General features: G+C 63.8%; 20 protein-coding genes and 1 other RNA gene. 13 read left to right on the top strand and 8 right to left on the bottom strand.

The features are described from left to right. The first annotated feature begins 64 nt into the window (after positions 1-64). The 8 genes from RF638_RS06740 to RF638_RS06705 all read left to right on the top strand — a co-directional run bounded on the left by RF638_RS06740 (position 65) and on the right by RF638_RS06705 (position 5,332). Complete coding sequence (locus tag RF638_RS06740) at positions 65-400, top strand: DoxX family protein (RefSeq protein ID WP_368841633.1); 336 nt, start codon at positions 65-67, stop codon at positions 398-400. A 207-nt stretch (positions 401-607) separates the two neighbouring features. Beyond that, positions 608-1,912 carry a CpaF family protein gene (locus RF638_RS06735; RefSeq protein ID WP_368841631.1) on the top strand — a complete coding sequence of 435 codons (1,305 nt, stop codon included), beginning with the start codon at positions 608-610 and terminating at the stop codon, positions 1,910-1,912. Next, complete coding sequence (locus tag RF638_RS06730) at positions 1,909-2,766, top strand: type II secretion system F family protein (protein ID WP_095797393.1); 858 nt, start codon at positions 1,909-1,911, stop codon at positions 2,764-2,766. The genes RF638_RS06735 and RF638_RS06730 overlap by 4 nt, the downstream gene beginning before the upstream one ends. Beyond that, positions 2,763-3,710 (top strand): type II secretion system F family protein, encoded by a 948-nt coding sequence (locus RF638_RS06725; RefSeq protein WP_095797392.1) that lies wholly within the window; start codon positions 2,763-2,765, stop codon positions 3,708-3,710. The genes RF638_RS06730 and RF638_RS06725 overlap by 4 nt, the downstream gene beginning before the upstream one ends. A gap of 55 nt (positions 3,711-3,765) precedes the next feature. Beyond that, on the top strand, positions 3,766-3,990 hold the full coding sequence (locus tag RF638_RS06720; RefSeq protein WP_095797391.1) for a hypothetical protein: 225 nt from the start codon (positions 3,766-3,768) through the stop codon (positions 3,988-3,990). Beyond that, positions 3,962-4,363, top strand: coding sequence for a TadE/TadG family type IV pilus assembly protein (locus RF638_RS06715; protein WP_095797390.1), 402 nt, complete (start codon positions 3,962-3,964; stop codon positions 4,361-4,363). The genes RF638_RS06720 and RF638_RS06715 overlap by 29 nt, the downstream gene beginning before the upstream one ends. A gap of 19 nt (positions 4,364-4,382) precedes the next feature. Then, entirely contained in the window at positions 4,383-4,820 is a 438-nt protein-coding gene (locus RF638_RS06710) for a hypothetical protein (RefSeq protein WP_238663043.1), read from the top strand. Then, complete coding sequence (locus RF638_RS06705) at positions 4,817-5,332, top strand: type II secretion system protein (protein WP_129699889.1); 516 nt, start codon at positions 4,817-4,819, stop codon at positions 5,330-5,332. The genes RF638_RS06710 and RF638_RS06705 overlap by 4 nt, the downstream gene beginning before the upstream one ends. A 76-nt stretch (positions 5,333-5,408) precedes the next feature. Here the strand turns inward: RF638_RS06705 and RF638_RS06700 are convergent, their stop codons facing one another. Further along, a complete protein-coding gene (locus tag RF638_RS06700; RefSeq protein ID WP_368841630.1) occupies positions 5,409-6,581 on the bottom strand; it encodes a glucose-1-phosphate adenylyltransferase family protein in 1,173 nt (390 codons plus the stop codon). 81 nt (positions 6,582-6,662) lie between these two features. Between RF638_RS06700 and prfB the strand changes: the two genes are divergently transcribed. From prfB to ssrA, 3 genes are all read left to right on the top strand, one after another. Continuing rightward, positions 6,663-7,781 (top strand): peptide chain release factor 2, encoded by a 1,119-nt coding sequence (gene prfB / locus RF638_RS06695; RefSeq protein WP_368629110.1) that lies wholly within the window; start codon positions 6,663-6,665, stop codon positions 7,779-7,781. Positions 7,782-7,890: 109 nt separating this feature from the next. Further along, positions 7,891-8,379 carry an SsrA-binding protein SmpB gene (gene smpB, locus RF638_RS06690; protein WP_095797386.1) on the top strand — a complete coding sequence of 163 codons (489 nt, stop codon included), beginning with the start codon at positions 7,891-7,893 and terminating at the stop codon, positions 8,377-8,379. A gap of 83 nt (positions 8,380-8,462) precedes the next feature. Beyond that, positions 8,463-8,830: a transfer-messenger RNA gene (gene ssrA, locus RF638_RS06685) on the top strand. A gap of 96 nt (positions 8,831-8,926) precedes the next feature. On the opposite strand, the gene RF638_RS06680 is transcribed toward ssrA, so the two are convergent. From RF638_RS06680 to RF638_RS06670, 3 genes are read right to left on the bottom strand one after another with little or no spacing between them, the layout of a single operon-like run. Beyond that, positions 8,927-14,710, bottom strand: coding sequence for a DUF6531 domain-containing protein (locus tag RF638_RS06680; RefSeq protein ID WP_368841629.1), 5,784 nt, complete (start codon positions 14,708-14,710; stop codon positions 8,927-8,929). A gap of 8 nt (positions 14,711-14,718) precedes the next feature. After that, positions 14,719-15,612 carry a hypothetical protein gene (locus tag RF638_RS06675; RefSeq protein ID WP_368841628.1) on the bottom strand — a complete coding sequence of 298 codons (894 nt, stop codon included), beginning with the start codon at positions 15,610-15,612 and terminating at the stop codon, positions 14,719-14,721. Between the two features lie 35 nt (positions 15,613-15,647). Continuing rightward, on the bottom strand, positions 15,648-17,537 hold the full coding sequence (locus RF638_RS06670) for a hypothetical protein (RefSeq protein ID WP_368841627.1): 1,890 nt from the start codon (positions 17,535-17,537) through the stop codon (positions 15,648-15,650). A gap of 302 nt (positions 17,538-17,839) precedes the next feature. Here RF638_RS06670 and RF638_RS06665 point away from each other — a divergent pair, with 302 nt between their 5' ends. Then, the gene (locus tag RF638_RS06665) at positions 17,840-18,634 is read left to right on the top strand and encodes a DUF4190 domain-containing protein (RefSeq protein ID WP_259915642.1); all 795 of its coding nucleotides are present in this window, start codon (positions 17,840-17,842) and stop codon (positions 18,632-18,634) included. Positions 18,635-18,754: 120 nt separating this feature from the next. Here RF638_RS06665 and hisN read toward each other — a convergent pair whose 3' ends face one another. From hisN to RF638_RS06645, 4 genes are read right to left on the bottom strand one after another with little or no spacing between them, the layout of a single operon-like run. After that, the gene (gene hisN / locus RF638_RS06660) at positions 18,755-19,558 is read right to left on the bottom strand and encodes a histidinol-phosphatase (protein ID WP_259915641.1); all 804 of its coding nucleotides are present in this window, start codon (positions 19,556-19,558) and stop codon (positions 18,755-18,757) included. Positions 19,559-19,563: 5 nt separating this feature from the next. Then, positions 19,564-20,694 (bottom strand): ribosome small subunit-dependent GTPase A, encoded by a 1,131-nt coding sequence (gene rsgA, locus RF638_RS06655; RefSeq protein ID WP_129701845.1) that lies wholly within the window; start codon positions 20,692-20,694, stop codon positions 19,564-19,566. Further along, on the bottom strand, positions 20,684-22,036 hold the full coding sequence (gene aroA / locus RF638_RS06650) for a 3-phosphoshikimate 1-carboxyvinyltransferase (RefSeq protein WP_129701847.1): 1,353 nt from the start codon (positions 22,034-22,036) through the stop codon (positions 20,684-20,686). The genes rsgA and aroA overlap by 11 nt, the downstream gene beginning before the upstream one ends. A 15-nt stretch (positions 22,037-22,051) precedes the next feature. Further along, positions 22,052-22,588 (bottom strand): DoxX family membrane protein, encoded by a 537-nt coding sequence (locus RF638_RS06645; protein WP_095797378.1) that lies wholly within the window; start codon positions 22,586-22,588, stop codon positions 22,052-22,054. A 218-nt stretch (positions 22,589-22,806) separates the two neighbouring features. On the opposite strand from RF638_RS06645, the gene RF638_RS06640 reads away from it, so the two are divergent. Continuing rightward, positions 22,807-23,481, top strand: coding sequence for a sigma-70 family RNA polymerase sigma factor (locus RF638_RS06640; RefSeq protein WP_173674292.1), 675 nt, complete (start codon positions 22,807-22,809; stop codon positions 23,479-23,481). The last annotated feature ends 1 nt before the right edge of the window (position 23,482 follow it).

The raw sequence follows: 23,482 nt of genomic DNA, 5'->3' as shown, positions 1-23,482 counted from the left end.
ACTACATCGCGAGATCGCTGCTCGAGGCCGGCGGCTTCAGGCCGCTGCTACACCCTCAAATGCGATGAGCCCCATTAGCGGGACCACCTCCAACTTCGCCGAGATGGGTGTTCCCCTGCCGGAGATTGCCGCGCCCTTCGCCGCATTCACCGAGTTGATCGGTGGAATCGCGCTGATCGTAGGATTGTTCTCCCGCATCGCAGGCCTGCTGCTGGCCGTGGTGATGGCCGGCTCCATCTATTTCGTGCATGCACCCGCGGGCTTCTTCGTCTCCGACGGTGGCTTCGAGTTCGTCATGGTCCTCGGTGCGGCTGCGCTGGCCATCGCGTTCGCCGGTCCGGGACGTATCGCCCTGGGTGGTGGGCTGACCCATCGCCGGGGCCTGAGCGTCTTCGCGTAGTGGTCACAGGCAGCGTCTGACTCAAACACATCTGTATGCGTTTACATTTTTGGTCACTAGATGACACGGCCAAGACCCTGGTCAAACCCGAAATGCGCTAGTTGTCCACAGGTTGCGGGGAGTGGAATAACAGCTCGCGGAGTTTTCCCCTAGGTTCAGTTACGAACTAGCCATTCAGTTGGGTTCGGGGGAACCCCAGGGGGAATTATGGCCACAGTGGTAGCTGAAGACGCTATTGGGTTGATCGAGGCGGACGTCAGGGAGCAGATCCGCAGAAGCGGACTGGACCCGCTGCACGAGGTAGAATCCACGCGCCGTATTGTCGACGCCGCCGTCGAAGATTACGACCTGCGTTCGGCTCGTGCTGGCCTGCCCCGCGTTGTTGACCTTGCCGCCGTGCGTAAAAACGTTCTGGACTTGGTGGCCGGCTATGGACCGCTTCAGCCGTATCTCGATGACCCCGACATCGAAGAAATCTGGATCAACGGCCCAGCGGAGATTTATGTCGCCCGGGCCGGCGAGTCCGAGCTCACCAGCTTGGTGCTGAGCGAAGTGCACGTGCGCACGCTCGTCGAACGGATGCTCAAATCATCTGGGCGCAGGTTGGACCTCAGCTCCCCGTTCGTTGACGCTGCGCTCCCGGACGGTTCCCGTCTCCACGTGGTGATTCCGGATGTGACGCGCAAGCATTGGGCGGTCAACATCCGGAAGTTCGTCGCTCGTGCTCGTCGGCTTCAGGACCTGGTGGCCCTTGGGTCCCTCAGTACTTCTGCGGCCAAGTTCCTGGAAGCCTCGGTCGCCAGCGGGCTCAACATTCTGGTCTCCGGTGCGACGCAGGCCGGAAAAACCACCATGCTCAACTGTCTGTGCTCATCCATCGGCCCGCGGGAGCGCGTGGTGACAGTTGAAGAGATCTTCGAGCTCAAGGTGGCGCTGCGCGACGTCGTCGGCATGCAGTGCAGGCAAGCGAATCTGGAAGGTGCGGGTGAGATTCCGCTGCGGCGCCTCGTGAAGGAAGCGTTGCGGATGCGCCCGGACCGCTTGATCGTCGGCGAGGTGCGTGAGGCCGAGAGCCTGGATATGTTGATCGCGCTTAACGCGGGCTTGCCCGGAATGTGTTCCTTACACGCCAACTCAGCACGGGACGCAGTGACCAAGATCTGTACGCTGCCACTACTGGCGGGCGAGAACATCAGCACGGCGTTTGTGGTTCCCACGGTTGCCTCGTGCTTCGACATGGTTGTGCATTGCCACCGCAACAACAACGGCCATCGGTTCGTGGCCGAGATTTTGGCTGTGGGCAACCGGGTGGAGAACGGCATCATCGAGACCTATCCGCTGTTCCGCCACGTCGACGGCGAACTGGTGCCGGTTGCCGCCGAAGTTCCCTCGCCGGAAAAGTTCTTGAGGTCGGGCTACCAGCCCTCGGCACTTCTGGAAGGCGCGCCGGCTGCCAAGGCACCCGCCCAAGGGCAGACGTCAGCGAAGAAGACTCGAGCGAAAACCTCATGAGCGCGTTGTTGGGCGTCCTCATGGGGGCCGGGGTTTTTCTCATCTGGTGGTCGTTCTGGAATCAGCCGACCAGCAAGAAGACCCGACACGCGCGCACTGGCCGGTTGAAGACCTCGCTGTTGCGGGCTGGTCTACCCAATGTGGCACCGGCAACGTTGGTCGCCGTGAGTATCGCCGTCGCTGTGGTGACGGGGCTGGCTGTGACGGCCCTGACGTCGGCCCCCGCCTTCGGCCTGTGTGCCATGTTGGTCGCGGGCTACATTCCCTTCTGGTTCATCAAACGACGTGGCGAGCGACGCTCGGCTGTGTTGCGTGAAGTGTGGCCCGATGTGGTGGACCATTTACGTTCTGCAATTCGGGCCGGCATGGGATTGCCCGAGGCGCTCATGCAATTGCAGTACCGCGGTCCTGAGGTACTCCGCCCCGCCTTCGGACAATTCGCAGCCGATTACCGGGCCAGCGGTCAGCTTCATGGTTCGTTGACCCTGCTGAAGAATCGCCTGGCGGATCCGGTCGCCGACAACATCGTGGAGGCCCTACGTGTGACCCGTGAAGTGGGCGGCACCGACCTGGGCAAACTGCTGGGCACCTTGTCATCGTTCCTGCGGGAGAACGAACGGACCCGGAGCGAACTCGAGGCACGACAGTCCTGGACCGTGAACGCGGCTCGACTGTCCGTTGCTGCTCCCTGGCTCGTGTTGGCGTTGATGTCCACCCAGCCGGCCGCCATCGAGGCGTACAACACTCCCACCGGAGCATTGGTGTTGCTGGGCGGTTTGGCGATCTCCGTCGCTGCCTACCGACTGATGCTGCGACTCGGAGCACTCCCCACCGAGCGGAGGGTGCTGCGATGAACACATGGACCACAGGAGTTCTCATTGCCCTGGTTCTGGCCGGGGGACTGTGGCTGATGCTCAGCGCCGTGCGTGCCGTCGGAGCGCCCAGTTTTGCCGACCGCATTGCGCCGCAGTTGCGCATGGTTCAGGTCAGTTCCGCCTTGAACCGACGCGGAGTCGTGAGAGCCAGTCGAACAGCTGGAAACGACCGTGTCGGGCCCGTCCTCCAGCAAGCACTGACGTGGGCCACCGACAAGATAACTCCCTTCGCCGGAAGCGCGTCGGTTCTTGAGCGACGACTCATTCGGGCGGGTCTCGATAAGTCGGTGGTCGACTACCGAGCGGAGCAAGTGGTCTTCGCGGTGCTCGGTGTTCTGATCGGCAGTGTCTTCAGCATCGGCCTCATTCTGCGAGGAGACGTGAGCGTCGCCATCGTCATGGTCGGAGCGGTCCTGGGCGCCTTCTGCGGGGTATGGGGCAGAGATTTTCTCCTGAAACAACGCATCGCCAAACGGGAGAAGCTCATGCTTGCAGAGTTCCCGGCCGTGGCCGAACTCATGGCCTTGTCCGTGGGCGCGGGGGAGAGCGCCGTCGGAGCCCTGGAACGAGTGTGCCGTGTTGCCGAAGGCGAGCTTGTCGACGAGTTCAGGCAAGTCCTGGCACAGACCCGCGCAGGATCGGGGCTGGTCACGGCGCTCCAGGATTTTTCCTCCCGTACCGACGTCATTCCGCTGGGACGGTTCGTGGACGGCATCATCGTGGCCATCGAACGGGGAACACCGCTGGCCGAGGTCCTGCGCGCTCAAGCCCAGGACGTCCGCGATCACGATAAGCGCGTCCTGATGGAGATCGCGGGCAAGAAGGAAATCGCGATGTTGATACCCGTCGTGTTCTTCGTCCTTCCACTCAGCGTTGTCTTCGCCGTGTTCCCCGGATTGGCCGTCCTAGAAATGGGTTTCTGATCTCTACCCAATGACTTCACCGAATAAGAGTTAGCAATTATCAAAGGAGCTAGACATGAAATACCGCCTATTAGTGACCACACCGTTGTTCGCGCTGTTGACCTTGAGCAATGCACTGCATTCTCGTTTCAGCGATGAGGACCGCGATCGTGGGGACGTACCCGGTTGGGTCATGCTCACGCTGATGTCCGCAGTGCTCGTCGCTGGCCTGCTCCTCATCGCCCGTCCCGCACTCGAAGGCCTGTTCCAGGATGCGATCAACCGAGTCTCCGGTCTCTGAGGACAACAGGGACGCGGGTAATGCCGTCGCCGAATATGTGATGGTCCTGGCGCTCGCCGTGGTCATCTTCGCGGGCATTCTGCAGTTGGGCTTCGCTTTGCACGTGCGTAACACCCTGATTGACGCCGCCGCAGCCGGCGCGCGGTACGCCAGTTTGGCGGACCGCACCGACGACGACGGCGTCGCTCGCGCCCGCGGGATTATCGCCAACTCGGTGGGTGAGAGCTACGCCCACAACGTGAGTGTCTCGCGAACTCAGGTGGGATCATTGCCCGCCGTTGAGATCACCGTGGTCGCGCCACTGCCCGTGGTCGCAATGTTCGGTCCTCCGGAATCGTTGAATGTGAGTGGTCATGCCGTGGTCATGGACTAGTCGCGTTTTACGGGGGCGCATGCCCGCGTCACCGGCTGTGGAACCTGATCATCCGGATCGGGGCAGTGCCATCGTGGAATTCGTCGCGTTGGGGCTGCTGTTGCTCATCCCTGTGATCTATTTGGTGGTCACGGTGTCTCGGGTGCAAGCAGGTTCTTTCGCCGTGGTGGCCGCATCTGAACAAGCTGGCCAAGCCATCTCGGTCATGGAAGCGGATAGCTTCAATCAGGCTGCCATTCATGAGATTGCCGCGGTCGCCGCCCTGGATCACGGGTTCGACGCGCAGGACCTCGCCCTTGAGGTGAGCTGTTCCGATGGCTCATGTACTTCACCCGGTGCAGTGGCAACGGTTCATGCTCGTCTTACCGTGGGGCTCCCTGCTGTTCCGGGGTTCGTGACGGCCAACGTGGCCACTCTCAATTCGGATGTCACGGTCGTGTCCGGGAGGTATTCGTGACGATTCTGCCTGACATCGAACGTCCTTCTCACCGCACACGCCTCGTGACGTGCCTGTTGCGCCGGTTTCGGGGCGATCCTCGTGAACGGGATTCCGGACAGACCACCATCGTCCTCTTGGGGTTCACTCTGGTCACTCTGCTGCTGGTCATTACGATCATGGCCATCACGAGTGTGTACATCGGAGAGAGGAAACTTCAGTCACTGGCCGATCGGGCATCCAGTGCTTCCGCGGATACCTTCACCGACCTGGATCGAACGGCGGGAGCGGCACCGTCGCCAATCCTGACGCACGACGGCGTGGCGGGAGCGGCGTCGAGCTACCTTGGAACCGTGGGTGCTTTTGATGAGGTGCAGCAGCTATCACTGGGTGCACCGACCGGAACCTCTGACGGGCTGACTGCGCAGGTCACCTTGAACGCCGTGGTGCACCCGCCGGTGGTGAACTACATTATTCCCGCGGGCGTTCCAATCACTGCCACCGGTGACGCGCGAGCGGTCATGGGGCGCTAACCGGGTGCCATCGAAATCTTGGGTGAGGGAAATGCCCGTGGGAGACTCAAAATTCACTTTTTCCTCACATGAGACCTCAGTACTTCTCCCACCCCCGCGGCAGCACCGCTTCGTGGTCGAATTCATCGCGTTGGCTGACCTTGCCGTCGCGGTCGATCAGCGTGATCGCTTGGGAGGACCCGCGTTGAGTTCCTCCGGTGATTTCCGCGCCTGAGTCGGCCACCACGTTGATGAGCTCCACCGTGGATCCCACGTGCACGTTGTCCAACAGCACGCTGTTGCGCACCACGGCACCGGCCTCGATCACGCAGTTTTGGCCGATCACGGAGTGTTCGACCGTGCCGGCCACGCGCGCGCCGGGAGCGATGAAGGAGTTGGTGATCGCGGCGTCGTCGTTGACGAAACCCGGCAGGAGCGGAACCTGGCCGGTCCAGATGGGCCAATTCAGATCGTCAAGGGTGGCGCCGTTGCCGTCGATCAACTGCATCTGCGCGGTCCAGTAGGACTGCACCGTGCCCAGGTCCATCCAGTAGCCCAGGTGGCGGTGCTCGAAGACCTTGTGGTGCTCCATGAAGTAGGGGATCAGGTCCTCGCCGTAGTCGGCAAGCTGACCGAGTTCGTCCTGCAGGGTGTCCAAAGCGGAGAGCAACTTGTCCGTATCGAAGAGGAACATTTCTCCCGCAACGAGCTGGCCGGCAGGATCCTCGGGCTTGTAGGCGAATGAGGTCACCGCACCGGACTCATCCGTGGTCACCACGCTGTAGCGGGAGGTGTCCTCGTCCACGTGGGTGGTGACCATGGTCAGATCCGCGCGCTTGGTCAGGTGGGTGTCGATCACGTCGCGGAAATCCACGGTGTAGAGGTGGTCGGCCGAAAGTACGAGCACCAGATCCGGATCGGCATCACGAATTAGCTCGGCCTGACGGTAGATCGAATCCGAATTACCGGAGGCGAAACCCTCACCGTTGCGGCCCTCGAATGGCGGAAGGATCTGCAGCCCGCCGTGGGAGCGGTCCAAATCCCAGGGGCGGCCGTTGGCCAGGTACTTGTTCAGGCTGTGGGGGAGGTACTGCTGGACCATCCACACGTCAGGAATATGAGAGTGCGCCAGGTTGGACAGGGAGATGTCGATCAACCGGTAGGTGCCACCCACGGGCAGGGCGGGTTTGACCACGTTGTCAGTGAGTGCCCCCAGCCGCGATCCTTTACCTCCGGCAAGAACAAGTGCGAGAACCGTGGAACGCTCCATAGTCACCCTCCTGATTGTTGTGGCAGGGCACCAGAATAGCGGCACTGAAGGACCCGCACGTATGCCGTAAAGTGGTGTCCCATGGCCTCTATTGATTTTGCAGCTGAAATTCGCGATCTGCGCTCCACCTATGCGTCCGTGGAGGCCGTCACAGACGTTGCCGCGCTCGAGCGGGAAATCGCTGAACTCTCGAAGCAGGCCACCGCTCCGGATCTCTGGGACGATCAGGAACGGGCACAAAAGGTCACGTCGCAGCTGTCCCACAAGCAATCCAAGATGGACCGCCTCAAGAAGCTCAACGAGCGCATCGATGACCTGGAGGTCATGGTGCAGTTGGCCGAAGAGGAAGACGATCAGGACACCCGCGACGGCACGGTGGAAGAGCTTGAGTCCATCCGTAAGGCGCTGGGCCAGCTCGAGGTCCAGACCCTGCTGGCGGGCGAGTACGACGAGCGCGAGGCCGTGGTCACCATTCGCTCCGGTGCCGGTGGCGTGGATGCCGCTGACTTCGCGGAGATCCTCATGCGCATGTACCTGCGCTGGGCCGAGCGCCACGGTTACCCGACCAAGGTGCTGGACACCTCCTACGCGGAAGAGGCGGGCCTGAAGTCCGCCACGTTCGAGGTCAAGGCCCCGTACGCGTTCGGCACGCTCTCGGTCGAGGCCGGCACGCACCGCCTGGTGCGCATCTCGCCGTTCGACAACCAGGGCCGCCGCCAGACCTCGTTCGCCGCGGTGGAAGTGATTCCGCTGATCGAATCGGACGACACCGTGGAGATACCCGAGTCCGAACTCAAGGTGGACGTGTTCCGCTCCTCGGGTCCCGGCGGTCAGTCCGTGAACACCACGGACTCCGCGGTGCGCATGACCCACATCCCCACGGGCATCGTGGTGTCCATGCAGAACGAGAAGTCGCAGATCCAGAACCGCGCCGCCGCCCTGCGCGTGCTGCAGTCCCGATTGCTGCTGCAGCGTCAGGAAGAAGCGGACGCCAAGAAAAAGGAAATGGCCGGGGACGTCAAGGCATCCTGGGGCGATCAGATGCGCTCCTACGTGCTCAACCCGTACCAGATGGTCAAGGACCTGCGCACCAACTATGAAGAGGGCAATCCCTCCAACGTGTTCGACGGTGGCATCGACAAGTTCATCGACGAAGGCATTCGCTGGCGTGCCGACGCGCGCCAGCACGACGAAGACTAAGGAGCTCTCGTCCAACGACGACGCCGCCCCGCCCAGCAGGTGCCCCAGGGCACCAGGGTGGGGGAGCGGCGTCGTACTGGGTGAGACCCGCTGAAGGAAGTAACGGCCCATGGCCAAGAAGAAGAACGATGACGGCCGCCAGATCGTGGCCAACAACAAGAAAGCCCGGCACGATTTCAACATCTACGACACCTATGAGGCCGGCCTGGCGCTCATGGGGACCGAGGTGAAGTCGCTGCGCATGGGACGCGCGTCCCTGGTGGACGCGTTCTGCCAGTTCGACCGCAGCGGTGAGCTGTGGTTGGAACACGCGCACATCCCGGAGTACCTCCAGGGCTCGTGGACCAACCACTCGGCACGGCGCCGCCGCAAACTGCTGTTGCACCGCTCCGAGCTGGACAGAATCGCGAGCAAGACTCGCGAGGCCGGCTACACCATCATTCCGCTGTCCCTGTACTTCGTGGACAACAAGCGCGTGAAAGTGGAGATCGCCGTGGCTCGCGGTAAGCGCGAGTACGACAAGCGCCAGACCCTGCGTGAAAAGCAGGACAACCGTGAGGCCCAGCGCGCCATGCGGTACCGCAACATGGGGGCATAAACCCGCGTGTTGACGCGTTACACGGGTGCGGCGTAAGCTGATGTGTCCGCGACCGAGAGGGAGCGGGTTTGGTAATTGAATACGGGGATGATCGGTTTCGACGATGTGAGTTGAGACAAGGGAAGCGGGTCGAGGACGCAGAGTTATCTCGTAAACGCTCTCTGCAAAACAATAAGTGCCGAATCTAAGCGCACTGACTTCGCTCTCGCTGCGTAAGTAGCGACAGCAGTCTGGCAGCCCAGGTTTACCTTCGACCTGGATCCTGCCATCAGCTAGAAGGTCACTGCTGCGAACGCAGGTTACGGGCGTTCGTGGGACTCTTACGTAACTGAGTTCGGCGGCCACCTGTGTGTGGGATGGCCGGAACTGAGAAACCTATTAGCACACTGCACCCGGAGAAGCCTTGACAATGCTGCATCGGACGGGGGTTCAATTCCCCCCATCTCCACAAATTTCCCGTATCGGGAGAAAGCCTCGCGTTGTATACGCGGGGCTTTTTTCATGCGGTTTTCCCAATGTTTATTTTGGTCGTCACTTTGATGTTCAGTCAGCGCAGAATCACCGTGCTCCCCGTCAGGCCCAGCGCCTTCATCTCGGCCTCGATGGCGAACACGATTGCGCCCCTCACCTCTGGGGAGAACAACAGTTGCTGCCCGGTCACGGGATCGGGGAGGGGATGGTCCAAGGCGTTGACCAGCATCCGATAGACGTCGTTGGCTGTCATGGGGGTGCCGTTGCGCACGGCAGCGTTCCACACCGGAACCCACGTGCGGTCCCATGCCTGATGCAGGGCGCGGGGTGCCAGGGTGGTCAAGGCTTTGTGTGGACTGTAGCCGTGAGACGCTGGCAAGACCTTGCCGATGGCCTGGGGGAACATGTGCATGGCCTCCATCTCGGCTCCCGCCATCCCCAGTGACTTACTGACCAGGGGCGCTGTGCTGTAGCTCGAGAACCCCAACTGACCTCGGCCGACATCCACCAGCCCCTGCTCAGTGGCGTGGACCGCTCGCGCCGCCGCAGAACGCAGGGGAGGGACAGCGCCGCCGCCCGCGCCCATTGCCAGGAACACGGGCGCCTTCGCGGCAGCTACCGCGCCCCTTGCCCCACCGCGGCCCAAGACATCTAGGGCACCCATCGCCGCCGGGACACCCTCCAATGCCAATCCCATGGCCGGGAACAGGGGAGACATGTGCTGGAATGCGTCGTACTCGGCGGCGACCGGGCTGTGTTTGATGGCCTCATCCACCCCCATGAGAGTCGCCAGGGGCACGTTGGTCCAAAACGCTATGAAATTCACCCACGGCAGCAGGACCTTGTTCGCCACCGCATTCACCGCACGGTTTCCCGTATCCGCGCTCGTGATGGGTTGGAGCAGTCCCCGTGCCGGTGGGGGAAAGGTCCACTCGGTCTGGGTGGTCCAGTCCGGTGCGGTATCGGCCTGGGCAGCGGGAGGTGCTGGGGCGGCGTCGTCACCCAGGGGGCTCTTGGCGAGCCCGGAAGGGTCGGCGAAATCCACGGGATTGTGGCCGGCGAAGACCGTGGTTGAGGGGCTGTCCGTATAGAGCAGCGGGTCGGGAGCGAGAAACACACCCTGGCCGGGGTCGTACATGCGGGATGGTGAATCGTAGAGACCCAGAGCGTGGTTGAGGGACATGCCGCGCCAGCGCGCAGCCACGGACGGCGCAGCCAGGGGAGCGTGACCATCACCGTTGAGGATGAGCGGTTCACCGAACGTCCCATACCGGTGCCGCTCGACCACCGCCCCGGAGGTGTTCGTGACGCACATGCTGGATCGTCCGCCGTCCACGTGCAAGAAGTGTCGCCCCTGCTGATCGGTGATGCACAGGGGCAGTCCCCGCAGCGGATGGGGCGTGAACTGACGCAGGGTGCCCGGCGCGCCTCGGCGCTCCTCGAGCGGCTGGCCGTCCCACCACGTGCGCGTGAACGAGCCCTCGGAATCGACGCCGCCGATCACCCGGGACAGCGCATCGTACGCAAAGGTTGCGCGGACGGCCCCGCTGGTGTTGTCCCGGATCTCGACCACGCGACCGAGCGCGTCGACGTCGTAGACCCACCGGTTATCTCGCGAGCGTTGGCCGTCCCCGTGATATTTCAACGGCTGGCCGTTCACCGAGAGGAGGCGGTGGTCCGGGCCCAGCGTCAGCAGCTCCGTGACAGGCAGGGCGCCGGCGCGCGAACGGGTCACGCTGACGCGCGCATCCGCCTTGTTCAGCACGTAGGACTCGCGCACGGTGGCGGCGGCCGAGGCGGTCGTAGCCGCGGCCAGGGCAGTCGCATGATCCTGGGGTGTCCAAACATCCGCCATGATGCCCGGATCGAAGCCGCTGCGCACTTCCACGACCCGGTCCTTGGTGTCGAAAGTGTGCAACGAACTGCTCTTCGGCTCGGTGAGAACCCGAGTCAGCGCACGGTGCCCGCGCGGGTCGTAGCGCCCGTCCCAGCGTTCGAACACCATGCCGTTGCGGAGGTGGCGGACACTGACCAGGCGATCCAGATCGTCGTAGTGGAATTCGCTGACCACACCGTTGGGGAGGGCCAACCTCGTGGGCAACCTCATGTGACTCATCGACGCGAGGACTTCCCCGGGTGTTCCGCCCAAACTCCCCGCCGTCAGTAGTTGCACGTGCGTCGATCGCCCGGCCAGGTCATAGGTCGTGCGTTCGCTGCGGCCGTCCGGGTACCGGAGAATGCTGGTGCCTGCGGTGTCGTCATAGGTCAGGTGGATCGATCCGTGATCGCTGGTTTCCTCGATGAGCCTGTGCAGACTGCCGTAGCGGCGCTGCGCCGTGTCCCCGGACTGTGAGGCCTGAATCAGCCGTCCCAACGGATCGTAGGAGAATTCCTGAGCCGGTACCGTGCGCGCACCGGCCGCCGCAACGGTTTCGCGCCGAACGGCGCAGCCCGCCGCGTCCAGATGGTGCCGAACCCGGTGACCGGCCGGTGAGACATTCTCGATCCATGCGCCCGCCGGATCGTACGCGGTGTGCCACGCGGCCCCGCCCGGCAAGAGAGTCTCGCGCACGCGGCCGAGCGCGTCATAGGTCCACGACGTGCCAGCGCCCTCGGGATCGGTGAGCTGCGCGAGCAGACCGTCAGGCCCGTAGTCCCAGTGCGTGTGCAGCCCCAGACCACCCGGATCGACCACGCTGTCCCGCAGCTGCCCCCACGCGTCCCACGCGAAGTCCAGGACCACATTGCCCGGTTCGCGGCGGCGAGTCACGCGCCCGGCGGCGTCGTACTCGAGTTCCGTGCGGCCGTCCGGGCCGACGACGGCGCTCGGCAGCCCCCGCGCGTTGTACTCGTACGTCCACGTGATCTGCCGTTGGAAACCCGGGGAATCCTTGGTGACCGTCATCCTCTGCAGATCGCCGAACGGGTTGTACGCGGCGTCGTACTCGGTGCCCACACCGTCGGCCGCAGACTCCAGCCTGCCCAGCGTGTCGTGCTGGAACGTCAGGATCCGCCCGTGGGGTAGCTCCATACCGGTGACCCGGTCGCCGCCGTCGTAGCGGTAGCGGGTGGTGACCGGCTGTGCAGTGGTCGGATCGTGGTCGAAGGCCCAACTCACGTGGGCCGTCACGCGCCCGCGCTCGTCGTAATCCCACGTGCTGCGGGTCAGTACTCGCGTGGGCGCGCCCGCCGACGGCGCTCCCTCCTCCGTGACCTCGAGCAGCCGGTCCTCGACACCCCAGCGATACCGCCGCAGCGCGCCGGTGGGTAGGCGGAGCGATACGAGCCGACCCCAGAGGTCATAGTCGAGGGTCGTGAGAGCGCCCGTGGGCCCCATCAGGCGTATTAGTCGACCCGCGCGGTCGTAGGCGGCATGGCTAGTGCGTTGTTCAGGGGTCCCGACCGCCTGGGTTTCTCGCAGAAGAAGCCCGCGTTCGTCGAAGGTCCGCCGCGTGATGGTGCCTACCGGGTCGGTCTCCTGGACGGAGTGCCCGAGATGATCGACCCGCTGCGTCCAGACCCGCGGTTGATCGGAGTTCGCGGCCTGTCGCACGGCCACCACACGGCCCAGGACATCGCGGTCCAGCTCTGCCGTGATGAACTCGTCCGCAATTTTCGGTTCCGCGGTATCCCCGCGCGGCTGTTGGGTGTGCACCGGCAATCCCGCATCGCCGAACCACATGCGATAGCTGGACCCCGTGCCGTCTGAGGACGGGGAAACAAGGTTCTCGACCTGCCCCAGCGCGTTGCAACTGATGGTGACCACGCGACCGTCGGGACCGGTGATGCGTAACGGGTGCCCGCGGGCGTCGTACCCGAAAGTGGTTTCCAGACCGGCGTGATCGGTATTTTGGACCATGCGAACCAGACGGGCGTCGTCCGGTCCCGCCGGTGCGTACTCGAAGATGGTGCGGCCACCGTCGGCTGGAGTCACGGAGATGAGCCGCCCGCGAGAGTCATGCTCTAGCCGCGTGACGCTCAGATCCACGGTGCCGTCAGGTCGCGTGATGCCCGGTTGCTCGATTCGTTCCAGCAGTCCGCTGGCTCCGGGGTCTGGGCCATCCAGATCGTAGAACCAGCGCTTCACGGCCCCGGACTCCGAGGTGGAACGCGTTACCAATTGGAAGCGCGGCTCGTACTGGTTGATCTGCAGCGTCCGGCTGGGGGCCAACCCGGGAAGGGCCGTACCGACCTTCGACCGCAGGAGATTTCGGCGCGTGCACGGGTTGGGGTTGTCCACGTCGAAGAGCATGCGGTGGCGGATCCCGTCCGGCGCGGTGAGGGCCGTGCAATTGCCCGCGCGGTCGTACTCGAAGTACCGGGGGACCACTCGAAACGAACCGTCAGAGATCAGGCGGAAGCGATGTTCCAGGAGGTCGCCTCGGTAGTTGAACGTGTGCGAGTGCAGCGAACCGTCGGGCGGCATGACCGTGGTCTGCGAGGCGGGAACCGCCAGGTAGGTCTCGTTCACGGGGACGTACTGCAGCTGCTCGTAGCGGAACTGGAACTCCTCACCACCCACCAGTTGACGAGTGACGGTATTGAACGCCCACCCGGCTTCCGGACCGGCGTAGTCGATTTCCAGGTAGGTCCGCTCCACCGCATCCCTGATCCGCACGATGTTGTGCCGCATGGCTGGATGATCGGAACGCTGCTCATACTCGTAGCCGGTGGTCGGTCCGCGGGGGAATTGTGCGGTGGGCGGAAGCCGGACGCACACCAGATGCTCGATCCCCGGATCGTGTCCGTATTCCACGGCGCGTGTTCCGGTGTGATCGGTGATGCCCTCCAGCAACCCGCAATTGCCGTAGCGGAAGAACAATCCGCGAGCCTCCTGGTCCAGGACGGAGGTCAGGCGGCTGAGCTGGTCGTAACTGAGGTGGACGTGATTGCCGTGTCGGTCGGTCACGGAGACGAGCGGAATGCGCTCAGGATCGGTCCACCCGGCGGGTCGAGTGAAAACCTGGACCAGCCCGCCCGGGTGTTCCAGGTGGTACGTCTCTGATGCCTCCGTTCCGCGCCGCAGATTCATCGCCGCTTCCGCGGGCGGATCCCAGCCGTTCCCGTTGTCCGTGAAGGTCATTTCCTGCAGATTGCCGGTCCACAGTGCCACGGCGCCGTCGAGCAACGGCCGGAGATACACGTTCCACGTGTGGTCCCAACCAAAGCCGAACGGCCCGTAGTACGGCCGACCGCTGCGATACGAGCGCTGCAGCAGAATCGGAAGCGTGGCGGCCGGGATCACGAGATCCGTTGCGCTCACCGTCAGCGCACCGGTGAACAAGTCCACGGGGTCTGCGTCCACGGTCGGCCGCAGTGCCTCAGGTTGCGAAAAGGACGGGTCCGGTTCGTGGGGCATCGGCTGGTTACGTCGAATGCGCTCGGCCAGGTCGTCCACCTCCGCCGACGGCGCTCCCTCCGGCGCGACCCACGTCGCCAGAACCTCGGGAGACACGGGCTCGAACTGATCGAAGTGAGAGTTGGTGGGCGTCCGTGAGCTGAAGGACGGATGAGCCTTGTGGCCCTTGACCTGTGCGGTCGAGGTCACCGCCGGAGCCCCTTGGAGTTCGGGGGAGTCCCCGTCCGTAGGCGGGGCGGTTTCAACGGGCTCGGTGCTCGGTGGTGTGATCTCAGGGACGATCGGGTTCGGAGCGGGCAACGGATGGGTCTGCCGCCACGTCCCACAATCCGCGGTGACCCGGTCGATCAGGCCGCGCGAATTCTCCGTGACACCCGCGCTACCTTCCAGCGCACTGAGCACCCCGCAGGGGCTGTCCGCGACGATGACCTCGCCACCTTCATCCAGCGCACCGGTGTGGACCTCGTAGCCTTGGTCGTCCCACTCCACGTCGTAGCCCATGACTCCGCCTAGCTGAGTGCGACGATTGCGGGACCGCCCGGGGACCAGACCAGGTCACCGTGATTGAGATCCACGCGGTAGGGGAGGTTGGGTGCGGCGGCCGCAGCGACGTCGTCGACGGCCTGGTACATGCGCTCGCGTTCGTCGAGGCTCGCGTAGCGGCCGTGCGCCCCGATGATCTGGGCGGGATGTTCCGAGGAGGTGCGGAAGCGTTCGATCAGGACGATCCGATGCTCCGGCGAACGAGCCGTTGTACCGTCCACCGAGCCGATGAGGTGTGCCTCCAGGGCACGGGGGACGTACTCGTTCCGAGTGACCACAACGTTTCGGGTGCCAGTTCCCTGCGTGAGGGGGACGGAGGCAATGTCCAAGACCGCGGCGATAGGGAGCTCGGGGTGACGGTCCAGGAGTGTCCGCATGGCTTGGCTCGTGTCTTCCAGAACGGGGCCCGCGTCAATGTCCCGAGCAACGTTGAGGATGAAGTGCGTATGGGCGTCATCGCCCGCGTGAAGGACACTGACCAACCACACGCTGGACACGTGCCCTTCCTTGATGTTCCACAGCTCGGCGCTGTCGAGGTCATCCTCGCTCCAATCGGCGGCCCACCGCGAGCGCAGACTGCGGGCGGCGCACGCCACGGATTGCGAGAAACTGAGCACGCCGTGCTGTTCCGCCAGATACCTCAGGACGCGCAGCTCTCCGTCGTCATCGGATGCGGTCGGCTGGTCCAGCACGTGGGCGTACCGGTGCCACCATTGAAGGCTGTCCGGCCGGTTGTTCAGTTCGTCGCGCAGGCCGTAACTGATCACGCCGTGGAAGGGTCGTTTGCGGAATTTAACGGCGATTCTTGACTCTGATTCGGTATCGAGAACCGAGCGATCTGGGCCGCACCGGATATCCATGATGATCACCTTCTCCTCGGATCAATCCCGCCGTTTCACGAACTCTGCTCGCCCTCGGGACCGAAGAGTCGGCCCTCCTGAGTCGGTGACAGCCAGACCTCCCGGGCGGACTGTGGGGTGTGGTTGGCGCCCGTGAGGGCGGATCGCAGCTCGAGCGCTTGTTGTTCGTCCAGGTCCAATACTTCTCGCAGCCCCGTCAACGGCATGTCGAGCAAGTCGGCCACGGTCACGGAGGATCGCAGGTCCTTGAACCGGCGACGGACCGCCGCGGGGAGCTCTGTGACCGAGTCGATCGAGGCGTGCTGTGCCTCCGGCACGTAATGAACGAACGCCTTGGCCGCGAAATCCGTTTGGGACAGGGACACGGGTCTGGACAGCCGGTGTTCCGGGTCGATGGTGCTTCGGCGGATGCCTTCTTGGACCGCGTTGTGAAGTGACTGCGCACCCTTCACCCCCGGCCGCTCGATCACAGTGATGTTGGGTAGGTTCCGTTCGTACACCACTCCGTCGACCTCACGGACGGCGTCTTTCAGACGATCATTTCCGCAACAGACCAGTGAGCGGGCCGTCATGAACAGGGTGTCGGTGCTTTTTTCGACCTGCTCGGTTTTCACCAGGGTGATGTCCACGGTGAAAGGGTAGGAGATTTCCTCCCATCGGTCGGCACCCACGGCGTGATTGGCAAATCCCGAGTGCACTTTGCCGGAGACTTTCACGAAGTGACCTTGGCGGTCACTGATGTGCGGATGCTCGTCGACCAGGTTCGGCTTGTCGTAGTTGTATCTCATCCGATAACCGGGAGTGGACAACACCGCGTCCTTGATCGTGTAGCCCTGGCCCGGGTAGAAATCTTGGACCCGCCAGAACCTGTCGGCCTGGTCGTACACGGTGGTTTCGTCGTCGTCACCCTTGGGCTTAGCGTTGTATGAATCCGACCAGGAGGCGTGAATTTCACTCCCGGCAATCTCGCGAGCCTCGGTTCGGGGCACCTTACCGATGTGTCCGGTCTCCAAATAGGCCTCGATACAGAACTCCTCAGTGTCGGAGGGCCGGGCGACCACCAGGAAGAACTCCTGAATACCCTCAATATTGCGCAGCCCGTTAACAAACGTGTGTTCGGTTTCCAAGGTGTTCGGGCGCGGGAGCATGAAGAACAGTGCCCGGTTGGTCCCCAGGTGATAGCTGTCCAGCTGGTGATACAGCTGGGACAGCTGAGTGGTGAAGGAGAACGTCTCGCGTTTTTCCTGCCCGGCATCCGTGGAACGCGACGACATGGTTTCATCCGCGTTCAACCGTTTGGTGCCCCACTGACCGTTCGGTGCCGTGTAGCTGAAGCCGCCACCGGTGCCGGCAAAGGAGCCTTGAGCGCTGAAACCTCCGCCGCCCGTATCGATGTCGTAGGTTTCCAGGGACTGAGTAGTGTCGGCCGACTTGGTGAGGTTGAGCGACTCGATAGAGCGGGACTGGCGCTCGTTGGTTTCCGAGGCCATTTGGTACAGCTCGCGCTTCTTGGGCTCAAAATCCATGAAATACGGGTACTGCCGCAAGGGGGCCCTGTTGACCTGTGGAACGACCGAAACCTCCAGCACGGCCCCGAAGCACGCGTAATACTTCTCCAGCGTGTTCAGATAATCCGTAATTCCCGGGGAACCACGCCACGAACTCAGCAGCCCCCGCCTCTTGAGACCTATTTCCGTGGGGTTTTCCTGATACCCGGTGATACTGCAGACCACTTTCAGATAACTGATGATCACACCGGGATAGTTCTGATATTCCTCGGGCGGCTCGTAATCGAAGATGGCTAAGGAGGAGCGCCATCTGTAGGGCGCCTCGGAGCCCCCGGTTCTCCGGTCGATCATGTCGTCACTGACGCAGCGGCGGCTCCACGGAATGTCTAACGGCAGACGTAAATTGAAGGTGGACATGGCGAACAGCTTTCCGCCAACCGGGCATTCCCGGCCTCTTGGCCAAGTGCCCCCACATGTATGTCCGGTTGCCTATAGCGCGAATTGTCCGCTCACTCATTCAGCAAGTCAACGAACATGAACACGTCCGTTTCTTATCCCTCGGATACTTATCGGTATTCGCCAATCGTGCGGGTCGCTTCTCCGAATTCCACAATGACCGCGGCTGTTCGCGTAAATCACCGCGAGGGTAGGGCACCCTGTGGAAGACTTGGCCACAGATCCCACGAACAGCCAGCACGACAGACAGGTAGGTGCATCCCATGAGCGATCGTCCCAACGAGCCGCAGTCCGGTTCTTCCTCCGCTTCCGGACACACCTCGGGCAATAATCAGCCCGAGTACGGTCAGCGCGTGGAGGGCAACGACCAGGCCTTCGGTCAGAACGCCTACGACCGGTCGCAGCAGAACTACGGTTCGCAGCAGCCCGGGTACGGCCAGTACGGCGACTCCCAGGCCAACGGTCAGCAGTTCGGTAACGACCAGTACGGCAACCAGGGCTACGGCAACCAGTCCCAGTACGGTGACCAGCAGTACGGCAATGACCAGTACGGCAATCAGGGCCAGCAGGGTTACGGCAACCAGGGCTACGGTAACGATCAGTACGGCAACCAGGCGTACGGCCCGGGCGGGGCGAACAATCCCACGTATTACCAGAACGACTACAACCAGCAGCCCTACGGCAACCAGGACTACTACGGCAACGGCAAGCCCGCCGGTAACGGCCTGGGCATCGCGTCGCTCGTGCTGGGCATCATCGGCATCCTGACCTTCTGGTTCTTCGGTGTGGGTGGCCTCATCGGCCTGGTGGGTCTGATCCTCGGCATCGTGGGCTTGTCCAAGCTGCGCAAGACCCCGGGAGCCTCCAAGGCGTTGCCGATCGTGGGCATCGTGCTCTCGATCCTGGCGATCATCGGTGGCATTCTTATGGCGGCCCTGTTCTTCTGGGCCTTCGACATGATCAGCGAGTGCATGCCGTTGATCGAGTCCGGTTCCCAGACCGCTTACGAGCAGTGCGTGAACGACGCAGTCAACCAGAACATGGGTATCGACAGCTAACGCACCTTCCACAGCATCGTGCCCCGGCACGGTCGACGACGCCGCTCCACGCGGCGGTCTCGGCCGTCCGGGGCACGAGCTGGTTAAGACGAGCGCACCAGGCCCAGCTGAGGCTTGGCCCTAGGAAGTCTCGCGCGTACCCAGGATGTCCAGAGCGGCGTCGTGAAGTGCGCCGTTGCTCGCGATCGCGTTGGCCCCGAACGGGCCGTCCTGGCCCTTGAGCGAGGTGAAGCGACCGCCGGCCTCGGTCACGATGGGCACCAGCGCGGCCATGTCGTAGAGGTTGAGCTCGGGTTCGCACGCGATGTCCACCGCGCCCTCGGCCACCAGGCAGTAGGACCAGAAGTCACCGTAGGCGCGCGTGCGCCACACGGAATCGGTCAGCTCGATGAACTGATCGCGCACGCCCAGATCACGCCACCCGGTCAGGGACGAGTAGGAGAGCGACGCATCCGAGAGTTGGTTCACGGACGACACGGAAAGCCGGGTGGCCTGCGACAACGATCGTCCCGTGAAGGCGCCCGAACCCAGGGCGGCCCACCAGCGGCGGTTGAGCGCGGGAGCGGACACCACACCGGCTACGACCCGGTCGTCCTCGACCAGGCCGATGAGCGTGGCCCACACGGGTACACCGCGGACAAAGTTCTTGGTGCCGTCAATCGGGTCGATCACCCATTTGCGGGAGCCGGAACCGGTGGTGCCGAACTCCTCGCCGATCACGGCATCGCGATTGCGCACCCGGCCCAGCTGCGAACGGATCACGGATTCGGCCTCGCGATCCGCGTCCGTGACGGGGGTGAGATCCGGTTTGGTCTCCACGTGGAGGTCCTGAGCCTTGAACCGACGCATGGTCAGCCCGTCCACAGAATCGGCCAGAATGTGCGCGAGACGGAGATCCTCCGTGTAACTGCTGGGTGGTCGCATGTGCTCTACGTTATCGCCTGTCCTAGGTGCTTTTCCTCGGCGCCCGCCTGTGTTTCCCCGCGCGATGCCGCCAGCAGCCTGCGCAGCGACTCGAGCCTGAGCGGGGCTGCCGGGGAAGCTTCGGGCCGGTGCACCCACTCGTCCAGCGCGCAGCCGGGGGAGTCCTGGGTGTGCAGGCAGCCGCGCGGACAGTCCGCGGTCGCCGGCACGAGGTCGGTGAACGAGTTGAGGAGTTCTTCCTCGCTCACGTGGGCCAGGCCCAGCGAACGGATCCCGGGGGTGTCGATGACCCACGTGCCGGGGGAGGTGTCCGGCATGCGGAGGGCCCGGGCGGAGGATGACGTGTGGCGGCCACGACCCGTGACGTCGTTGACGCCACCGGTGGCCCTTTCCGAGCCCGTGAGCGCGTTGACCAGTGTGGATTTTCCCACACCGGACGGCCCCAGGAACACGCTGATGTGCCCGTCCAAGATGGTGCGGAGTCGCTCGATGGAGGCCTCGGAAATCGCCAGGGATGCCTCGTGTACGCCCGCGGCGGGTCGGCCGCCCAAGGCGTCCGTCGGTTCGGTCGAGGCGGTTTGGACGTCCAGCGCCTCCACGTAGGTGAGGAACTCGGCCGGGTCCTTCAAATCGGTCTTGGTCATGCAGATGACGGGGGTGATGCCCGCGTCCGACGCCGCCGCGAGACCACGATCCACAAAGCCCGTGCGCGGGGTGGGGGACTCGGTGGCCAGGACCAGCACGAGCCGGTCCGCGTTGGCCACGATCACCCGCTCGACCGGATCCGTGTCGTCCGCGCTGCGCCGCAGGATGGTGGCCCGAGGTTCGATGCGCACAATGCGCGCGAGGGTATCCGGGTCGCCGCTGACATCGCCGACGACACCCACTTGGTCACCGGGGACGATCGGCTTGCGGCGCAGCTCTTTGGCGCGGATGCACACCACGGTGCGCTGATCATGGCTCTGCTCGTTGACCACGCACGTGTACCGGCCACGGTCCACGGCGATCACGCGAGCGATCACGGCGTCCTCGTGGGTGGGGCGTTGCTTGGTGCGTGGACGGGAGCCCTTCTTATTGGCTCGCACCCGGACGTCGGACTCGTCCCACTGCCGCTGTGCGCTGGAATTACGCGCCATGGCTGACCAGAGTGGTCCACATCTGGGGGAAATCGGGCAGCGTCTTGGACGTGGTCCCGATGTTCTCCACGCTCACGTCAGGTATCCGCAGACCGATGATGGCGCCCGCGGTGGCCATGCGGTGATCCTCGTAGCTGTGGAACACCCCGCCATGCAGAGGAGCGGGAGTGATGATCAGGCCGTCCTCGGTCTCTTCCGCGTTGCCACCCAACCGGTTGATCTCGGTGGTCAGAGCGGCGAGGCGATCGGTTTCGTGTCCGCGCAGGTGCGCAATCCCGCGCAATCGTGACGGGTCGGCGGCCAGGGCACACATGGCCGCCACGGTGGGAGCGAGCTCACCGGCCTCGGACAGATCCAGGTCAACACCGTTGAGCTGCGCCGGACCGGTTGCGGTCAGCACACCGTCCGTCAGGTCAACGCTGCCGCCGAACTGCGGCAGGATGCTCCGCCAGTGATCGCCACCCTGGGTGGTGTGGGACGGCCAATCCGGGATGCTCACGGTGCCGCCGGTGACCATGGCAGCGGCCAGGAACGGTCCGGCATTGGAGAGGTCAGGCTCCACGGTGACGTCCAGACCGGGCACGGCGGTGGGTTCCACCCGCCACTCGGTATCGCTGACGCGTGTGGCGTTGACACCGGCCTCGCGGAGCACCTCGACGGTCATGGCCACGTGGGGCAGGGACGGTACGCCGGCGGCGTCGGACTCGTGTTTGAGGACGAGAGGGGCGTCGAAACGCACGGCGGACAGCAAGAGCGCGGAGACGAACTGGGATGAACCGCTCGCGTCGATGGTCACGGTGCCGCCGGCCACGCGGCCGGTTCCGGAGACGGTGAGCGGCAGGGTGCCGCGGCTGTCGTCCTCGACCGTGACGCCCAGGTCTCGCAAGCCTTGGATCACGGGACCCATGGGGCGGACGCGAGCGTGCGGATCGCCGTCGAACTGGGTGTCCGCATTGAGGAGCGCGGCCACGGGCGGGACGAACCGCATGACCGTGCCGGCCAAACCGCAGTCGATCTGACGGGGTTCGGGACGGTGAACGTCAGCGGCGGGACCCGAAGGAATGGGGGTAATGGCGAGATCTGAACCGAAGGGGCCAGCTACGCCGGTTGGCTCGATCACCGCACCCAATTGCTGGAGCGCGGCGATCATGAGCTCGCTGTCACGTGAATACAACGGCTTGTGCACCACCGAAGGTTCGGAAGCCAAGGCCGCCAGGACCAGATATCGATTGGTCAGAGATTTGGAACCGGGAATGGCCACGGTTCCGCTCACCGGGCGATCACCCGTGAAGGGCGCGGCCCACTGGGACTCGGGATGCGACAAGCCGTTGTCTGTATTCACAGTGTGGTTGACCCCTTAGTGGCTGACGGCGTCCTGGACGGCCTTCTCGGCCTGGGCGAACTTCTTCTTGGTGTCCTTGGAGACCTTGGCGGCGTTCTTACGAACATCGTCCGCGAGGTGGCTGGCGCGCCACGCGAGGGAGGGGTTGCCCGAGGTGTCCACGGACGCGATCATCACGGCACCGACCAACGAGAGGTTCTTGAACACGTTGTTGCGGCGGTTGGACTTGGCCTCCTTGGTGGAGGTATCCGCGGACTGGTACTGCACGTAGGTGTTGATGGCGGTGGTGCCCAACAGCACGGACGCGGAAAGACGGGGGAGCTTGCTCAGCGCGAGAGCGGAAGCGGCCAACACCTGTGCGGCGGCAATGCCCTGGGCCACCTGGGCGCGGTTGGCGGTCACGGGACGGACCTGTGGCAACACCTGCTCCACCTGCTTCAGGACCGGGTCCAGCTTCTCGGCTGCGGCCGAGGAATTACGGAATGCTTCGACACCGCCGGCAACGTAACCGGTGGCGAGCAGGGGACGGGCGAGACGACGAACGATGCTCATGGTTCCTCCTTTTGGTCCCGGCATTTCCGGGAGGGCACGTCTTTCATCCTAACGGGGTGCCACTGTGCCGCGCACGGGAATAGGGCGGTGGGTCCACCGTGTTATTCACCAATAGACAGCAAGCGCCACACGCGTGGCTCATCATCGGCCCGACAACGCGACCCACGGAAGGCAGGCAGCGCATGATCATGACCGCCCCGACCGTAGACTGGGCCGTGATGAACGATCATGATGAGCTCGAGCAGCAGGCCACTACCGACACGGTGGACGTCAGCGAGGAAACCACACAGCAGCGCCGCGAACGATTCGAACGCGACGCCATGCAGTACGTGGATCAGCTGTACGCCGCCGCGCTGCGGATGGCCCGCAATCCCGCCGATGCCGAGGACCTGGTCCAGGAGGCCTACACCAAGGCCTTCTCCGCGTTCCACCAGTACAAGCCGGGGACCAACCTCAAGGCATGGCTGTACCGGATCCTGACCAATACCTACATCAACCTGTACCGCAAACGGCAGCGCGAACCGCGCCAGGCCAACACGGACACGGTGGAGGATTGGCAGTTGCACCGGGCAGAATCCCACACGTCCAAGGGGCTGCGATCGGCCGAGGCCGAGGCCCTGGACCACCTGCCGGATTCGGACGTGAAGCGAGCGCTGCAAGAACTTCCCGAAGAGTTCCGACTCGCCGTGTACTTCTCCGATGTAGAGGGCTTCGCCTACAAGGAGATCTCCGAGATCATGGACACGCCCATCGGCACCGTGATGTCGCGACTGCACCGAGGCCGCAAGCTGCTCCGGGAAAAACTGGCCGACTACGCCACCGAGCGGGGTTTCGACACCTCCAAGGGGACCAAGAAGTCCAAGGGCGAGACAACATCGAAGGACCGAGGCTGAA

This window comes from Kocuria sp. CPCC 205235, assembly GCF_040980905.1.
GTDB lineage: Bacteria > Actinomycetota > Actinomycetes > Actinomycetales > Micrococcaceae > Kocuria > Kocuria carniphila.
Note: the sequence above shows the minus strand (reverse complement) of the source record. Positions and strands in the feature narration are given on the sequence as shown.

Coding starts and splice junctions, on each gene's coding strand:
- RF638_RS06740 (WP_368841633.1), top strand. CDS start 65: ATGAGCCCCATTAGCGGGACCACCTCCAACTTCGCCGAGATGGGTGTT.
- RF638_RS06735 (WP_368841631.1), top strand. CDS start 608: ATGGCCACAGTGGTAGCTGAAGACGCTATTGGGTTGATCGAGGCGGAC.
- RF638_RS06730 (WP_095797393.1), top strand. CDS start 1,909: ATGAGCGCGTTGTTGGGCGTCCTCATGGGGGCCGGGGTTTTTCTCATC.
- RF638_RS06725 (WP_095797392.1), top strand. CDS start 2,763: ATGAACACATGGACCACAGGAGTTCTCATTGCCCTGGTTCTGGCCGGG.
- RF638_RS06720 (WP_095797391.1), top strand. CDS start 3,766: ATGAAATACCGCCTATTAGTGACCACACCGTTGTTCGCGCTGTTGACC.
- RF638_RS06715 (WP_095797390.1), top strand. CDS start 3,962: ATGCGATCAACCGAGTCTCCGGTCTCTGAGGACAACAGGGACGCGGGT.
- RF638_RS06710 (WP_238663043.1), top strand. CDS start 4,383: ATGCCCGCGTCACCGGCTGTGGAACCTGATCATCCGGATCGGGGCAGT.
- RF638_RS06700 (WP_368841630.1), bottom strand. CDS start 6,581: ATGGAGCGTTCCACGGTTCTCGCACTTGTTCTTGCCGGAGGTAAAGGA.
- prfB (WP_368629110.1), top strand. CDS start 6,663: ATGGCCTCTATTGATTTTGCAGCTGAAATTCGCGATCTGCGCTCCACC.
- smpB (WP_095797386.1), top strand. CDS start 7,891: ATGGCCAAGAAGAAGAACGATGACGGCCGCCAGATCGTGGCCAACAAC.
- RF638_RS06680 (WP_368841629.1), bottom strand. CDS start 14,710: ATGGGCTACGACGTGGAGTGGGACGACCAAGGCTACGAGGTCCACACC.
- RF638_RS06675 (WP_368841628.1), bottom strand. CDS start 15,612: ATGGATATCCGGTGCGGCCCAGATCGCTCGGTTCTCGATACCGAATCA.
- RF638_RS06670 (WP_368841627.1), bottom strand. CDS start 17,537: ATGTCCACCTTCAATTTACGTCTGCCGTTAGACATTCCGTGGAGCCGC.
- RF638_RS06665 (WP_259915642.1), top strand. CDS start 17,840: ATGAGCGATCGTCCCAACGAGCCGCAGTCCGGTTCTTCCTCCGCTTCC.
- hisN (WP_259915641.1), bottom strand. CDS start 19,558: ATGCGACCACCCAGCAGTTACACGGAGGATCTCCGTCTCGCGCACATT.
- rsgA (WP_129701845.1), bottom strand. CDS start 20,694: ATGGCGCGTAATTCCAGCGCACAGCGGCAGTGGGACGAGTCCGACGTC.
- RF638_RS06645 (WP_095797378.1), bottom strand. CDS start 22,588: ATGAGCATCGTTCGTCGTCTCGCCCGTCCCCTGCTCGCCACCGGTTAC.
- RF638_RS06640 (WP_173674292.1), top strand. CDS start 22,807: ATGAACGATCATGATGAGCTCGAGCAGCAGGCCACTACCGACACGGTG.